15 protein-coding genes are annotated in these 14,150 nt (G+C 57.7%); 7 read left to right on the top strand and 8 right to left on the bottom strand.

Annotated features, from left to right (window positions below):
- Positions 1 to 13: 13 nt before the first annotated feature.
- From HX811_RS21970 to HX811_RS21960, 3 genes are all read left to right on the top strand, one after another.
- A complete protein-coding gene (locus HX811_RS21970) occupies positions 14 to 418 on the top strand; it encodes a TraR/DksA C4-type zinc finger protein (protein ID WP_003214706.1) in 405 nt (134 codons plus the stop codon).
- A gap of 97 nt (positions 419 to 515) precedes the next feature.
- Positions 516 to 2,186 carry a methyl-accepting chemotaxis protein gene (locus HX811_RS21965; protein ID WP_371132452.1) on the top strand — a complete coding sequence of 557 codons (1,671 nt, stop codon included), beginning with the start codon at positions 516 to 518 and terminating at the stop codon, positions 2,184 to 2,186.
- A 125-nt stretch (positions 2,187 to 2,311) separates the two neighbouring features.
- Positions 2,312 to 2,515 (top strand): hypothetical protein, encoded by a 204-nt coding sequence (locus HX811_RS21960; RefSeq protein WP_003214710.1) that lies wholly within the window; start codon positions 2,312 to 2,314, stop codon positions 2,513 to 2,515.
- Positions 2,516 to 2,519: 4 nt separating this feature from the next.
- On the opposite strand, the gene HX811_RS21955 is transcribed toward HX811_RS21960, so the two are convergent.
- The 3 genes from HX811_RS21955 to HX811_RS21945 form a co-directional block, all read right to left on the bottom strand.
- Entirely contained in the window at positions 2,520 to 2,756 is a 237-nt protein-coding gene (locus HX811_RS21955; protein ID WP_003214711.1) for a DUF2789 domain-containing protein, read from the bottom strand.
- Positions 2,757 to 2,839: 83 nt separating this feature from the next.
- A complete protein-coding gene (locus tag HX811_RS21950) occupies positions 2,840 to 3,070 on the bottom strand; it encodes a hypothetical protein (RefSeq protein ID WP_003214713.1) in 231 nt (76 codons plus the stop codon).
- Positions 3,071 to 3,211: 141 nt separating this feature from the next.
- Positions 3,212 to 3,466, bottom strand: coding sequence for a hypothetical protein (locus HX811_RS21945; RefSeq protein ID WP_083853233.1), 255 nt, complete (start codon positions 3,464 to 3,466; stop codon positions 3,212 to 3,214).
- Between the two features lie 415 nt (positions 3,467 to 3,881).
- Between HX811_RS21945 and HX811_RS21940 the strand changes: the two genes are divergently transcribed.
- The 3 genes from HX811_RS21940 to HX811_RS21930 all read left to right on the top strand — a co-directional run bounded on the left by HX811_RS21940 (position 3,882) and on the right by HX811_RS21930 (position 5,668).
- Complete coding sequence (locus HX811_RS21940) at positions 3,882 to 4,331, top strand: hypothetical protein (RefSeq protein WP_003214715.1); 450 nt, start codon at positions 3,882 to 3,884, stop codon at positions 4,329 to 4,331.
- On the top strand, positions 4,331 to 4,528 hold the full coding sequence (locus HX811_RS21935; RefSeq protein WP_008437165.1) for a hypothetical protein: 198 nt from the start codon (positions 4,331 to 4,333) through the stop codon (positions 4,526 to 4,528). The genes HX811_RS21940 and HX811_RS21935 overlap by 1 nt, the downstream gene beginning before the upstream one ends.
- Positions 4,529 to 4,651: 123 nt before the next feature.
- Positions 4,652 to 5,668 (top strand): ABC transporter substrate-binding protein, encoded by a 1,017-nt coding sequence (locus HX811_RS21930; protein ID WP_177047350.1) that lies wholly within the window; start codon positions 4,652 to 4,654, stop codon positions 5,666 to 5,668.
- A 156-nt stretch (positions 5,669 to 5,824) separates the two neighbouring features.
- On the opposite strand, the gene HX811_RS21925 is transcribed toward HX811_RS21930, so the two are convergent.
- Together HX811_RS21925 and HX811_RS21920 are read right to left on the bottom strand one after the other, a co-directional pair.
- Entirely contained in the window at positions 5,825 to 7,951 is a 2,127-nt protein-coding gene (locus tag HX811_RS21925; RefSeq protein ID WP_177047349.1) for a TonB-dependent siderophore receptor, read from the bottom strand.
- A 95-nt stretch (positions 7,952 to 8,046) separates the two neighbouring features.
- On the bottom strand, positions 8,047 to 8,436 hold the full coding sequence (locus HX811_RS21920) for a DUF2946 domain-containing protein (RefSeq protein WP_177047348.1): 390 nt from the start codon (positions 8,434 to 8,436) through the stop codon (positions 8,047 to 8,049).
- Between the two features lie 93 nt (positions 8,437 to 8,529).
- On the opposite strand from HX811_RS21920, the gene HX811_RS21915 reads away from it, so the two are divergent.
- Positions 8,530 to 8,967 (top strand): DUF3995 domain-containing protein, encoded by a 438-nt coding sequence (locus tag HX811_RS21915; RefSeq protein ID WP_003214721.1) that lies wholly within the window; start codon positions 8,530 to 8,532, stop codon positions 8,965 to 8,967.
- A gap of 88 nt (positions 8,968 to 9,055) precedes the next feature.
- Here the strand turns inward: HX811_RS21915 and HX811_RS32290 are convergent, their stop codons facing one another.
- The 3 genes from HX811_RS32290 to HX811_RS21905 form a co-directional block, all read right to left on the bottom strand.
- On the bottom strand, positions 9,056 to 9,466 hold the full coding sequence (locus HX811_RS32290; protein ID WP_371132451.1) for a hypothetical protein: 411 nt from the start codon (positions 9,464 to 9,466) through the stop codon (positions 9,056 to 9,058).
- A 155-nt stretch (positions 9,467 to 9,621) separates the two neighbouring features.
- Positions 9,622 to 10,257 (bottom strand): hypothetical protein, encoded by a 636-nt coding sequence (locus HX811_RS21910; protein ID WP_177047347.1) that lies wholly within the window; start codon positions 10,255 to 10,257, stop codon positions 9,622 to 9,624.
- A gap of 3 nt (positions 10,258 to 10,260) precedes the next feature.
- A partial coding sequence (locus tag HX811_RS21905; RefSeq protein ID WP_177047346.1) for an RHS repeat-associated core domain-containing protein occupies positions 10,261 to 14,150 on the bottom strand: 3,890 nt, incomplete at its 5' end.

Here is a 14,150-nt window from a genome sequence, read left to right as displayed (position 1 = left end):
TATAGAGAAATCAATGACAAAGGAAAAGTTGCTGGCCATGCCGGCGGATGACTACATGAATGCCGAGCAGCACGCTTTTTTCGAGAAGTTGTTGCAGGACATGAAAGTGGAACACCACGAGCGCATCGAGCAGAACCGCATCGCCATTGAAAGCCTGGACACCCCGGCAGACCCGGCCGACGCTGCTTCTGTCGAAGAAGAGCGCACCTGGCTGGTGAACGCCATCGACCGCGACCAGCGCATGCTGCCGCAACTTGAGCAGGCCTTGGGCCGTATCAAGGAAGACTCCTTCGGCTGGTGCGATGACAGCGGCGAGCCTATCGGCCTCAAGCGCCTGCTGATCAGCCCGACCACCAAGTACTGCATCGAAGCGCAAGAGCGCCACGAGCAAATCGACAAGCACCAGCGTCAAGCCTGATGCGGTGAACTGCTGGAGCCGGGTTACCCGGTTCCCAGCAGAAAACAGCCGTTTCCCCCCGTTTATTGATCTGCTGCAAGCCCCCCACTAAAGGCCCATGGATAATGGCCACATAGTGGCGTCTAATGCAGTCACAATAACGACAAGCAGCGGGGTAACGAACATGGCTGGAGACGGATCTCTCATGGGCGCAGCAGTGTCACCACCCGTGGTGGCGCGACAGTTGCCCGGCTGGTTGACGCCGCTCCTGCAAAGTACCGCCCTGGTGCTGTTGCTGTTGGGCCTGGCGTTCGCCCAACTCTCGATTTACCTGTGCCTGCCGGTGGCCCTGCTGCTGATCTGGCTGCCCCGCCTGAAACATCGCACCCACAATGCCGCACCGGCCGAAGCCACCGATGCAATCGGCGAGCTGACCCGCGACCTGTCCTACACCACCAGCCATAACGCACTGTCTGCTGCCGGCGTGGCCTATTCGGTCAAGCAACTGGCGGCCAGGCTGCAATCTCAATTGGGCGCGGCGAAGCAGATCGTCAGCAGTGCCGAAGTGATGATCGGCACCGAGCAGGTCACCTCGCAACTGAGCCGCCAGGCCCTCGGTGCGGCCAGCCAGGCCCATCAGCGCAGTACCGAAGGGCGCGAGGTGCTGGCGCAATCCATCACCCGTATGCATCAGCTCAGCCAGCGCGCCAACGACAGCCGTCAATTGATCGAGGCCTTGAGCCAGCGCAGCGAAGAAATCCAGCGCGTCACCCTGGTGATCCAGTCGATCGCCAGCCAGACCAACCTGCTGGCCTTGAACGCGGCGATTGAAGCCGCGCGGGCCGGTGAGCATGGTCGCGGGTTTGCGGTGGTCGCCGACGAGGTGCGTGGCCTGGCCGGGCGAACCGCCACGGCGACCGATGAAGTCGGGGTGATGGTGGCGGATATCCAGCAGCGTACCGCCCAGGTGGTGGAGCAGATCCGGCAATTGTCGGCGGATTTGCAATCCGGTGTAGAGCAGGTGGAGCACGCCGGCGAGCAACTGGACAGCATCGCCAGCCTGGCGGCGGATGTCGAAGGCCAGGTCAATGAAATCGCCCAGGGCACCGACACCAACCGCGCCCAACTCGACAGCTTGTTCCATGCAGTGGAGCAGATGCGCAGCGATTTGACCGTCAGCGACCAGCAGACCCAACAGTTGGCCGCCGCCGCCGTACAAATGGAAGGCCAGGCTGAAACCATCAGCGAGCGCCTTGCCGAGGTCGGCCTGGACGACTACCACCAGCGCATCTATGACCTGGCACGCGAAGGCGCGAGCCGCATTGCCGCGCAGTTTGAAGCCGACGTCCTGCAAAACCGCATCAGCCTCGATGACCTGTTCGACCGCAGCTATACCGCCATTCCCAACACGCGGCCAAGCAAGTACCACACGCGTTTTGACGGCTACACCGACCAGGTGCTGCCCGCCATCCAGGAAGCCCTGTTGCCCCGGCATGAGGGCCTGGTATTCGCCATCGCCTGCACGCCACAGGGTTATGTGCCGACCCACAACAAGGTGTTTTCCCAAATGTTGACCGGCGATGCCCAAGTGGACGCGGTACAAAATCGTACCAAGCGCAAGTTTGAAGACCGCACGGGAATCCGCTGCGGCAGCCACCAGCAGGCGGTGTTGTTGCAGACCTATACCCGCGATACCGGGGAGTTGATGCACGACTTGTCCGTGCCGATCACGGTCAATGGCCGGCATTGGGGTGGCTTGCGCCTGGGCTACAGGCCTGAGGGCCGCTGACCCACGAGGGCGATTGTTGCAGGTAATGCAAGGGAGCTATTCCGGGGATAGCTTTTTCCAACTGGAAGAAAACCGTAGCATGGCGAACATTGTTAGCCAGCTAACTAATTTTCCGGAGGCGCTCCATGCAAACCAAAGTCGATGTGGCTGTGATGATTGGCAGTGGCGTACCGCCCACCCTGCGTGCGCTGGGGCAAAAGGCCTGTTGGGTAGTGTTGCTCAATGGCGAGCAGCGCGGCACGGCGTTCGCCAGTCGCGATGAGGCTGAAGAGTGCAGGGCTGCCTGGGAGGCGCTGTTGCACCTGGAGCAGTCAGACAGCCTGCATTGAAGGCTCAGGGTTGCTGGTGCAGGCGCTGGTTCAGTTCGTCGACCGCGATCGCCCAGACTGCGTCTTCACGCAGTTCATCCTTAAGGAATTGGGCTTGTTGCGGTGACCAGAAATCCGCGTCAATCAGCTTTACGTCATTGGGCAGGGTGTGTTTGCCGATAAAATCGTCAATCCCTTCGGGTGACGAATCTTCTCCAAGTTGTTCAAACAGGTCTTCGAGGGTGTAGGTCTGCGCTTCCATATCGTTCTCCATGCGGGCTGATCATCGTATGCATGGGAGGGTTGTTGCGGGACAGAGTTCGATCGGATTGTCGCGCCGGGTAATCAGGAGGTCAGCGCGCCGGAATCAACGGCGGCCTTAAGGGCTTTTGCGGCTTCCTTGGCAGCCGTGTTGGCAGCGTCTACGGTTTTGAACCAGCGGTCCTTTTCTACCTGGTGAGTCGTCACGGTGGTCAGGGGAGCCTTGGCTCGCATCACAATCACGGCCTGGAACTCACCGTCTACTTCCCTGGCTTCGCCATGGATGAAAAATTCGCCAATATCAAATTCCGTCACGTATAGCCTTCCCTTGGAGGTAATTGCGCTGATGAAACCTGAACCGCAAGGGCACAAATCTCAATGGACGGACCAGTATGGCAGTTGTTACGCGCTGGCGGCGCAGTAAAGTCAACCAGATGACGAAACGCCAGCCGCGCCTCAGCCGTGCGGCGCTTGCAGGATGGCTTCCAGCTGTCGGGCCAGTTCGCAGGCCTGGCTATGGCCGCTGCGAAAACCTTTGATCCGCCCACTGGGCACTTCAAGGATATGGAAAAAGTTTCTCCCGGCGGGGACTACCCGATAGAGCGCCGAATGCAGGCAACTGTCGTGGGTGTATAGGGAGTAGAATTGCCCGTCATCGATAAAAGATGAACCTGTGTTCGAAGGTGTGGCAATCGGTTGAGGTCGTTGCATAATCAGCTCCTGTCGATCGACATTGCGTACCCGCTTGCAGTATTTCGAGTGGTTTTGACCCGTGTTGCTGTTTTAGTATTGTCGTCAGTGTCCGGCGTCCGGTTCCATCCAAAGCATTAGTTTCTGTGTTGGATGTCGGAAACTGCATTTTTTAAAGGGTTATTGTCTGAAGTGGGTCGGCCAGTATTCTCTGGTCGTTAAACCTGTGATTTCCTGCAACGCCTGGCGACCTGCGTAAGGTGCGTCGGGCACGCCTGTACTAGTCTCATGGCCTGGCAGCGTGATCTTCTTCAGTTTTTATCAGTGGATTTGTTGTGTGATCGTGCCGTTTCCGGCCGTTTTTTTGTGCTGCCCGCTTGGGCGGACAGCACCCTTTTGATGTGGGGGCGTTTCCTTGGCAGTCAGTAATCTGGATATGCACGCGTTATTCGTGCTGGGTGATTTGCGCGCAAAGTTGGTCAAGCAGTTTCAATCCCGTTTCGTCTACGTCACTGAGCAGACACCTGAAGGTATCTACATCGCCGAGATCGATACCGAAGCGGCATTGGTGGTGGACGACAAGCCGCGCCTGGAACTCAAGGTCGGTGATCATTTCCGGGCCGCTGTATTGCCCAGCCGCGAAGGCGGCAAGTTCGAACTGAAGTTTCGCGATATCAAGTTGACGGTGTATGGCCTGGGCGATTACGCCTTTGTGTCCTCGGCCGAAGGCCAGGGCATCGTGTTCAAGGAAGGCCACAGCGTGATGCTGGTGTTTGCCGCCAATGAGCAGTTGGTAGAAGGCCTGACCAAGACCCTGAAGGCCGTCACCGGCAAGGCCGCCAAATGGCGCAAGGGTGAACTCGTGACCTTCAAGGCCAGCGAGTAATGAGCCAGGGTAGGGCACAGTTCCACGAGCAGCACCTGCTCGATGCCCAAGCCACGGCGGCTCAATTGTTTGCCCGCAAGGCCGAGTTGCAGGGCGCCTGGTTGAGCTGGGTCGCCGGCCAACTGTATGAACTCAAGCCCGCCGAATTCGCCAGCATGGTGCGCCGCGAGTTGCAGCGGCTGAACAATCCTGCGTAAAAACCGGCAACCTGCCATGTTCCCCGGAACCTCTACTACAGTTGAGTTGACTTAAGTATTCAGAGGCTTCGCGGTGTTACAGCAAAGCCATTCGCGATTGCTGTAAGGCATGAGGTGCAAAGCATGAAAGGAATTCGAGCACTGTTGGCAGCCTCACTGACGACCCTGAGTCTGTCGGTGGCGTCGCTGCCGGTATCAGCGGCCCAGGCGCCGATTCATTTTGCCGACCTGAACTGGGAAAGCGGCAGCCTGATCACCGAGGTGCTGCGGGTGATTGTCGAAAAGGGCTATGACTTGCCCACCGACACCTTGCCCGGCACCACCATCACCCTGGAAACCGCCCTGGCGAAAAACGACATCCAGGTGATCGGCGAAGAATGGGCCGGCCGCAGCCCGGTGTGGGTCAAGGCCGAGGCCGAAGGCAAAGTGGTGGGCCTTGGGGATATCGTCAAGGGCGCCACTGAAGGCTGGTGGGTGCCCGAGTACGTGGTCAAGGGCGACCCGGCCAAAGGCATCAAGCCCCTCGCGCCGGACCTGCGCAGCGTGAAGGATCTGGCGCGCTACAAGGACGTGTTCAAGGACCCGGAAGCACCGAGCAAGGGCCGTTTCCTCAACAGCCCGATTGGCTGGACCTCGGAAGTGGTCAACAAGCAAAAGCTCAAGGCCTATGGGCTTGACGACAGCTATGTGAATTTCCGCAGTGGTTCGGGTGCTGCGCTGGATGCCGAGATTGCTTCCTCGATCCGTCGGGGCAAGCCGGTGCTGTTCTACTACTGGTCGCCTACACCGTTGATGGGGCGCTACAAGCTGATCCAGCTGGAAGAGCCGCCATTTGATGCCGAGGCGTGGAAAACGCTGACCGATGCAGACAATCCTGACCCGAAACCTACACGTTCCCTGGCCTCCAAGCTGAGCATCGGTGTGTCCACGCCGTTCCAGAAGGAGCATCCTCAGATCGCCGAGTTCTTTGCCAAGGTCGACTTTCCGATCGAGCCGCTGAACAAGGCGCTGGCCGAAATGAGCGAGAAGCACAGCCAGCCGCGAGAGGTCGCCCAGGCATTCCTCAAGGATCATCCGGAAGTCTGGAAGACGTGGCTGACTGAGGATGTGGCGCAGAAGGTCGAAGCCAGCCTGAAGTAACACCGATATAACAGCCCGATTGCGATCAAAAATGTGGGAGCGGGCTTGCTCGCGAAAGCGTTTTTTCAGCCAACATTTGTATTGACTGACTCACCGCTTTCGCGAGCAAGCCCGCTCCCACACTGACCTCATTCTTGCCTTGAAACTTGCTGGGCTTTAGAACTTCGTCTGCACCGCCAGCTCAAACGTCCTCGGCGACCCCAGGTAATACGCCGGCGACACATGGGCAAACTCGGCATACACCTCATTGGTCAGGTTACGCACCCGGCCCGTCACGGAGGTGTGTTGATCCACCTTGTAAGTCAAAAACGTCCCGAGCAAGGTATAGGCCGGCACCGTCAGGGTGTTGGCGTTATCGGCATACACCGACGCCACATACCGCGCATCCACACCTCCCTGCCAATCCTCCGCAAAGTCATAGGTCAGCCACAGATTACCCACCTGCCTGGGCACATTGGTCGGCGTATTGCCCTTGCGCGACACCACAGCACCGCTGGCGGTTTTCTCGTTGAAGTCCTCGTATTCGGCATCGACCCAGGCGTAGTTGCCCTCCAGCAATAGCTTGGGCGTGACCCGCAACGAACTGGCCAGCTCGATACCCTTGGACGTCTGCGCGCCCACCGGAATGCTATTGGTCGGGTCCAGCGGGTCGGTGACGGCGAAGTCCTTGCGCTCGATCCGGTAGGCGGCCACCGTGGCGGAGCCGCGACCGTCCATGTAATCGAACTTGCTGCCCACTTCCCATTGCTTGCCGGTGGACACATCGAACACCTGGGTGGTGCTGCTCGGCTGTTCGGCAGCGGTGCTGTATTGCACGTAGACATTGGCTTGCGGGATGAACTGATACGTCAGGCCAATCCGCCCGGTCACCGGCTCCCAACTGCGTTTGACATGCCGCGGATTGCTGGCGGTGATATCCCGGTGGTTGGTGACTTCCAGGTCAATCGCGTCGTAGCGCAGGCCGGTGAGCAACGACAGCTTGTCAGTCAGGCCCAGGCGGTTCTCGAGGAACAATGCCTTGGTGGTGACGGCGTTGGTCTTGTCCGGATCGAAACCGGGCTTGGTGCCCGGGATGTCATAGAAATGCCCGGGATCATAGTTGTTCGGGTCCACCGTACTGTTGCCTGCCACATTCAACGGATTGTTGGTGGTGCTGTTGACCCTGTACTCAAAGCCGCCCGACCACGTGGTACTCAAGCCGAAGAACGTGTCGTCATGGCGCAGCTCGAACTGGTTGCCGTTCTGCTCACCCTGGTGCCGTACCTGATAGGCCGTCGAGCGATTCACCGCGCTGTTATCAGCGTTGTACTGGTAGGTTTCCAGGTTGCGATAGTCGCGCTGGCTGTCGAGGTGATAGAGGGTATTTTTCAGCGTGGTGCTGTCATTGATCCGGTAGTCGATGATCGAGCGCACCCAGATCGTGCGTTGCTCATAACGACCGTCGGCCACGTTGTAGTTGTTGAAGCGGTTGTGTTTGTCGATCTTCAACTCGCCCGACTTCGGGTTGAGCACCGGTGTGCCCCAGTAGGGGCTGTCCTCGTGTTCGTCCTGATATTCCAGGGCCAGGGTGTGGGACAGGTTCGGGGTGAAATCACTCAGCAGGGAAAACGCCACGCTCCAGGCATCGCGCTGTTGGCGATCGATATAGGTGTGGTTGGTGTTGCGGCTTACGTCCAGGCGCGCGTAATGCTGGACCTCGGCGCCCGGCTCGGTCAGGGCGTGGTTCAGGCCGAAGGCCATTCCGGCAGTGTCGTAGCTGCCATAGGTGAGCTGACCTTCGGCGGCCTGTTCCTCACGGGTGGCCAGCTTGGTCACGTAGTTCAGCGAACCACCGACGGAGCCGGCGCCGTTGATCAGCGAGGAGGGCCCGCCCACCAGTTCGACCCGGTCATAAATCCACGCATCCACGGGGCGAGCCAGGCCGCCGGACACCGCGACGCCATTGAACATCTGGGTAATCTGGCTGCTGGTAAACCCTCGATAGGAAATGAAACCGCCAAACCCCGGCGGCGCGCTGGCGTTGACCCCGGGCAGGGTATTGGCCGCGTCCTGGAAGGTCTTGGCGCCTCGGCGCTCGATGTCATTGCGGTTGGCAATGCTGATGGACGCCGGGGTTTCCCGCACGCTCAGCCCCAGGCGCGAGGCCATGCCACTGGACTGATCCAGCGCCAGGCCGGCATCACCGGTTTGCTCGCCTTCAATGGTGGTCGTTGCCAGCTCAATCGCCCAGGTGCTGACAGGCAGGCAGCCGAACAGGCCCGCCAAAAGGGGTAAATGTTTCATGGTTGAATCCTGAAAAACTTGGCTTGAAAACAACCCAGTGCCGTCCGCACTCCCGGGGGAGGCAGCCGCGTGGGCCAATCAGAAAAGCGCAGGTATCAGGCGAAGGCGGGCGGGGCGCGCGGATTAGCCGCAGGCCAGCTGAAGCGGGCAGGGATGTCGGCACTGGCAACGATGGCGGGCGGCGGCGCATGGGGTTGCGGAAGCACCACCACATTGAGGCTGGAGTTGAGCGCCGGGCCCATGCCGCCGGTGGAGCACAGCGGGCAACCGAAGGCTTTCGAGAGCGTGGGCAGGGATTCATCGGTGGACTTGTAAGGCGCCGGCGCCTGGGTGCGCGGGTCCACCGTACAGAACTGGCCGCCGATGCCGTTGAGCTGCATCCCGACCATTTGCCCGTGGCCGATGCTGCAGGCGAACACATTGAACAGGACGCAGCAGTAGAGCATCCAGGCAATGAGCGAGCGGTCGGTACGGGCGAGTTTCATGGGGCGGCACTTTACCATCAGCCGCCGACGAATTGCCTGCAAAAAATCTCAAGAGGGCTATCCTCTCTCGGACTTTTCCAAGGATATCCAGCCATGAGCTTTTTAGTCGCGCGATGGATCGTCGGGGTTTTTGGCTTTATCAGCCTGGTGCATTTGTACTGGGCGGCCGGCGGCAAATTGGGTGTGACGGCGGCTATTCCGCAGCTGCCGGGTGAATTCGCCAGCGGGCCGCGACCGGCGTTCAAGCCATCGGCACTGGGAACGTTGCTGGTGGGTGTGGGGTTGGTGGCGATTGCGGTGCTGGTGTGTTTGCGGGCCGGGCTGTATTTCGAGCCGGTGTCCAACCATGCGTTGCAGTGGGGGATTAGTGCAGTAGCACTGGTGATGTTTGCCCGGGCGATTGGGGATTCAGAGCTGGTGGGTTTTTTCAAGAAGGTCGGCGGGTCGCGGTTTGCGCGGCTGGATACGTTTTTTTACTCGCCGCTGTGTTTGGTGTTGGGGGCGGGGTTGTTGGTGGTGGCGTGGAGTTGAGGGGGAGTGTTTACCGCGAAAGAGTGAGTTTTACGCTGGGTAAACTCGAATGTTGGCCTGGCGACAGCTGGTCAGGGGGTGAGCAGGGTCAAGGATTCAGGAAGTATAGGTTGGACATGGAGTCAGTGATTTTTTGTGCTTTTCCTTGCGCTACATAATTATTGAATTCTAGTTTGAGAGTGTTCTGGTTGGTGTACTTTTTGTACCGGTGTGGTACTTCGCATGCGTAAATGTAAAGCCGCCACGGGTCGAAGCCGTCCACTCTTTCATTTGGGCCGTAGTCGAAATCAATACATACTCCGGAAAAATCGACTCTGCAGCCAATTCCGTGTAGTTCGTAGGAGATGTTGTCAGTGATCCTCCCGCGTTGCGGGATTTCTTTGCTGCGCCATAGCTGGAGGATGTTTTTCGTTCCGAATATTTGTTCAAGTAAATTAGTCGCCTTTTTTACTTGAGTTAGGTACTCATGAATTAGGTTTTCTAGATTTTGACTTTTCATGTTGTTGATTTTGTTATAGAGCGCTGCGTGTTTATATAGGTGTTTTTGTTGTTTTGAATTTGATGAATGGTGTGGCACAGCTGTATTTTTGCTCTAGCATATTTTTTGACGGGTTTAATGCTTGGGGAAGCGTTTCTGCTTGATGGGTCTTATAGTTATGGAGGACTCTGCATATAATTGTAAATTTCGCTTCTTGTTATTTCTTTTGTTTCTATTTCATTTACTTTGGACAGAATGAGGCTTTTATGTTTTGAGTGACATATTAACTGAATAGCCCCGTAAGTCTCGCCATTGAAGAATCGGATAGATAAAGTCGAACTGTCGAATAGTATTAGTCTGAAATCATCTATGGTTGATATGTAGTCGAGAGCGCTTAATTTTTGCGAGAGTTCATCGGTTCTTTCGTTTTGTATCATCAGCCGTATTGAGTTGCAAGCGCTTCCCAGCGTTGATGGGTCCGTTTCCGTAGAGGGCGTGTTTAATTGCTTTATGTAGGAATATACCGACGATACTTTATTTTTCAATAAAGTATCGTTAGGTCCCGCTTTTTTTGAAAACTCCTTTATAGTCACATATTCCATAGTCTTGCTGTATGGCTTTATTCCATACGTGCCCCATCTTACCGTGAATGGCCACTTTTCCTTGAGTAAAAACTCAAGCTTGCACCACGAAGGCCAAGCTTCTCTGATTTCGTGATTAAGTAAGGTGAGTGTCAGGAAGTCCTTGTCGTCACTGTGGATGACCTGATCCCAAGGATAAATGCCGTCCTCACATATAAATACCGTGTTCATTCATTATCTCTTGAAATATGTGTGCGAGTCGTCGCCAATGGCTAGAGGCGCTTTACGTTCATTTATGAATATCTCAGTGTTGAAGTGTGGACCATGATTTCCTTTTGTATGACCTAAAGAGTGCTCGCGAATCTCGATTATCTGATTCTTTAACTCAAAAATATATACCCGTCCTTGAACGTAACGGCCTTGATCCGTAATTGTTTCTCGACGCACACGTTTAGGGATTTGATTTTTTTGAATTCCTGCAATTTTTTTTGCCCTCCTGAATGCCCCATTTCTTGAGAGTTTAGTATCGGATCCTTTAGGTGGCTCTACGTCCCCTTCGTTTACCTTGGCCTTGCTCGTGGGATCTTCAGCGCGGTGCGTCGGCTTACATCCATCCCCACCCGGACAGGTATTCAAGCCTAACGGATCCACCCACCCCGTAGGGTTGGGCACGTACTGGTATCCGTTCAGCCCACCCGCCAGTTTCACCGGATCAGGTGTCAGATAACGACCAATATCCGGATTGTAGTAGCGATGTCGGTTGTAGTGCAGCCCGCTTTCCGGGTCGAAGTACTGGCCCTGGAAGCGCAGTGGGTTGGTAACGGTGTTGACGTCCAGCTTCGCGATTTGGCCGTAGGCGCGGTAGTGCGCAGACCAGACGATTTCGCCATCGGGCGCGGTGAGTTCTTGTGGCGTGCCCAGGTGGTCGAGTTGGTAGTGGAAGGGGTTTACGTCTTCCGGGCCGTAGCCTGTGAGCAGCGCTAACGGGCGAAAGCTGTTGGGTTCGTAGATATAGCTTTGGTGGTGATCAGCACTGTGTTCGGCGATCAGCGTGTCGCCTTGCCAGAAGAACTCGGTAGTCTGACCGTTGAGGGTTTTGGCGATACGCCGTCCAAACGGGTCATAGCGGTAGCTGGCCCGTTTGCCGTCTGGTTGGGTGACGGCGATCAGTCGGTGCTGGCAGTCGTAGCGGTATTCGGTAACCAACAGCTGCGCCCGGCCCCGGCGTTCGCGCAGCAGGTTGCCGAAGGCGTCGTAGTCGTAATGACGGTCACCTTGCATCAACAGGCGATTGCCTTTGACTACGCTCGGACCGACGCGGTCTTGCATCAGCAGGTTGCCCGCCGGGTCGTGGACGAAGCGTTCCTGCAGGTCGTGCGAGTGGTCGGCGCGGGTCAGGCGGTCGAGCGGGTCGTAGTGGTAGTCGTGCTGGCCTTTGCGGGTGTCGAGGATGCGGGTCAGGTTGCCGCGTTTGTCGTAGTCGTATTGGCGGCGCTGGTGGCGTTGTTCCTGTTGGGTGATCGCGTGGGCGTGCAGGCGGCCCTGGTCGTCGTAGTGGTAGTGGCTGAGGAGTTGGCCTTGCTGGCGCTGATGTTCGCGGCCGGATTTGAACAGGTGCGAGGTGAGCAGGTTGCCGTTGAGTTCGACGGTGGCGAGGTCGCCGCCTTTGTCGTGGTGAAAGGTGAGGCGGTTGTTATCCGGAAGGCGTAGTTTTTCGAGCTGGCCGCATTCGTCGTAGCCATAGCGCAAGGTGCCCCAGCCCTGGTGTTCGGCGGTGAGGCGGTTTTGCAGGTCGTATTCGTAATGCAGCGGCCAATGACCGTCGTCGACGCTGAGAAGGTTGCCGAGGCGGTCGTAGGTGTAATCGACAACGCTGCGGTCTGGCAGGGTTTTTCGTACCAGACGACCGGCGCTGTCCCGCTGATAACCGGTAACCAACTGACTGCCGTCATCGCCGTATTCGGTCTTTTCCAGCAGATGCCCGGCGAGGTCGTAGACATAGGCAGTACGCCGGCCATCAAACCCGGTTTCCTGCTGGATCAGGCCGTTGGCGTGATAGTCGAGCCGATAGGTTTCGCCGACCTCGTTTTCAATCTCGGTCAGTAACAGCCGAACATTGTCATAACGGTATTTAAGCTGCGTGCCGTCCGGATTAATCCGACGGCTGATCAGGTGCAAACCATCGGCGTATTCGTAGCGGGTGACGCGGCCCAACTCGTCGAGCTCAGCAGTGATTTTTCCGTACGGGTTGTAGCTGAATTCGCGTGCGGCCCCGTCAGGCTGAATCACTTTCAGCAAACGACCTACGGCGTCCCACTGATACTGGGTCAGCGCACCATGCTCATCCTCGCAAGCCACCTGCCGCCCCAGCTCGTCATAGTGATAACGCCGCACACCGCCATTCGCCAGTTTTTCCTCAATGAGCTGGCCGCGTTCGTTCCAGATAAAGCGTTGGCTGCTGTTATCCGGATACCAAACACCCGTGAGCTTTCCGTGTTGGGTGTAGGTGTATTCGGTGTAATTGCCGTCCGGATCAGTCTTGCGAGTGATATCGCCTTGACCGTTACGCTGGTATTTCCACACCGCGTCACCACGGCGCACAACCCGTACGAACCCGTTGTCATGCTCGTAGGACGTCGGCGTATCGTCCCCGGGAAACAGCGCAATCAACCGACCGGCTTCGTCGTACTGATAGGCCGTCACCGCTCCCAGCGGATTCTGCTCGACCGTCAGCCGGCCTTTTTCATCGTAGGATTTGAAGTGCTGCGCGCCGTCCGGATCAATCTGCTGCACCAACCGTGCGCGCTGGTCGTGGACATAGACTTCCTGGCTGCCATCGGCGTTGTGCACGGTGACCGTGCCGTTGTCGTCCCACACATACCGCGTGTCCATCTGCGAAAAACTGGCCCAGTGCCGGACGCACCTTGCCGCCTTGCCGGACCGTTCCCACTCCCAGAAGAAACTCGCCCCACCGGCCAGTTCCCGCTCCAGGATCACCTGCTGATCGTCGTACCGATAACGCTCGCTTTCTCCTACAGCGTTGGTCGCTTCGATCAACCGCCAGGCATCGTCGTACGTGTAGGAAACAACGTTCTGTTCGGTGACCCAGCCCGGCTCCCGCTGCACCTGATAGTCGACGGCAACGATATGGCCGCGCTCATATCGCAGCAGCAATCCCTGGCCAACGTGGTTATCGATCCGCTGGATCCGCCCGGAATAGTCTCGGGAAATACGCAGTCGGTTGTCGTACGCGTCGCTGATCGACGTCAGCACACCGTCGCGGAAGTGGTAGAAAAGGGAGGCTTGAGCCAGCACCAGTTCATCGGGCAACGAGCCCAGATAAATCGCCGCTTCCGCCAGGCTATTGGTGATGGCCGGCCGTGCAGCAGAGGGCAGGGGAAACGTCGTACTGCGGTTCTCGTGATCGGTCCACACCACCGATTCACCGCTCACCACCAACCGCTGCGCCAGCGCATGACTCCAGCCAAACCCCAGCCCGCAATCCACTTCCACCGCACTGCTGCGATACAACCGCGTCCAGGCAAACGGCAGCACACCCTCCAACGAGCCGTCAGTGAGAGTCAAAAGCTCCTCACCAGTAACCATCGAAACCGGGCAGCCATTGGTACAGGTATTCGCCGAACAGACCGAAGCATCCCCATTGGGGTTTTTCGCCGAAGCCGGGGCATCATCCACAGGCTCCTGCTTCACCAACGCCGTGCGTGCCGTCTTCGGCTCCCGCACCATCGGTGCCGGATTGGAAATCTCGTCCACGCCAGCCTTCAACGGCGCCGCCGCAGCTTTCACCGGCACTGCATGACTCTGAAGCGATAACGGCTTAAGCACCTCCGCATGCCTATCCAGCGGGGCCGTACCGCCCAACTTGGCAATCTGCTCCAACCACTCCCGTGCCCGCTCGGACCTGACCTTGCCCAGTACCTGCGCGCCCAGCCGTACCGCCACACCCATACCGCCGGTAGCCCACAGCAACAGCAGGTTGAGCAACACCTCGGTGGTGATTTCCCCGAGCAACTCGAGCATGTAATGCGGCGGCAGCATGCGCATCCAACTGACCATCGCGGACAGGTAGATGAACAGCAGTGGCTCGTCGCTGAGAATCAACA

Source organism: Pseudomonas sp. F8002 (genome assembly GCF_013385495.1).
Lineage (GTDB): Bacteria > Pseudomonadota > Gammaproteobacteria > Pseudomonadales > Pseudomonadaceae > Aquipseudomonas.
The sequence above is the reverse complement of the archived record's forward strand: the minus strand, read 5'-3'. Positions and strand labels throughout refer to the sequence as shown.

Excerpts from the sequence above, each read along its gene's own strand:
- HX811_RS21970 (WP_003214706.1), top strand. The coding sequence starts at position 14 with ATGACAAAGGAAAAGTTGCTGGCCATGCCGGCGGATGACTACATGAAT.
- HX811_RS21965 (WP_371132452.1), top strand. The coding sequence starts at position 516 with ATGGATAATGGCCACATAGTGGCGTCTAATGCAGTCACAATAACGACA.
- HX811_RS21960 (WP_003214710.1), top strand. The coding sequence starts at position 2,312 with ATGCAAACCAAAGTCGATGTGGCTGTGATGATTGGCAGTGGCGTACCG.
- HX811_RS21955 (WP_003214711.1), bottom strand. The coding sequence starts at position 2,756 with ATGGAAGCGCAGACCTACACCCTCGAAGACCTGTTTGAACAACTTGGA.
- HX811_RS21945 (WP_083853233.1), bottom strand. The coding sequence starts at position 3,466 with ATGCAACGACCTCAACCGATTGCCACACCTTCGAACACAGGTTCATCT.
- HX811_RS21940 (WP_003214715.1), top strand. The coding sequence starts at position 3,882 with ATGCACGCGTTATTCGTGCTGGGTGATTTGCGCGCAAAGTTGGTCAAG.
- HX811_RS21935 (WP_008437165.1), top strand. The coding sequence starts at position 4,331 with ATGAGCCAGGGTAGGGCACAGTTCCACGAGCAGCACCTGCTCGATGCC.
- HX811_RS21930 (WP_177047350.1), top strand. The coding sequence starts at position 4,652 with ATGAAAGGAATTCGAGCACTGTTGGCAGCCTCACTGACGACCCTGAGT.
- HX811_RS21925 (WP_177047349.1), bottom strand. The coding sequence starts at position 7,951 with ATGAAACATTTACCCCTTTTGGCGGGCCTGTTCGGCTGCCTGCCTGTC.
- HX811_RS21920 (WP_177047348.1), bottom strand. The coding sequence starts at position 8,436 with ATGAAACTCGCCCGTACCGACCGCTCGCTCATTGCCTGGATGCTCTAC.
- HX811_RS21915 (WP_003214721.1), top strand. The coding sequence starts at position 8,530 with ATGAGCTTTTTAGTCGCGCGATGGATCGTCGGGGTTTTTGGCTTTATC.
- HX811_RS32290 (WP_371132451.1), bottom strand. The coding sequence starts at position 9,466 with ATGAAAAGTCAAAATCTAGAAAACCTAATTCATGAGTACCTAACTCAA.
- HX811_RS21910 (WP_177047347.1), bottom strand. The coding sequence starts at position 10,257 with ATGAACACGGTATTTATATGTGAGGACGGCATTTATCCTTGGGATCAG.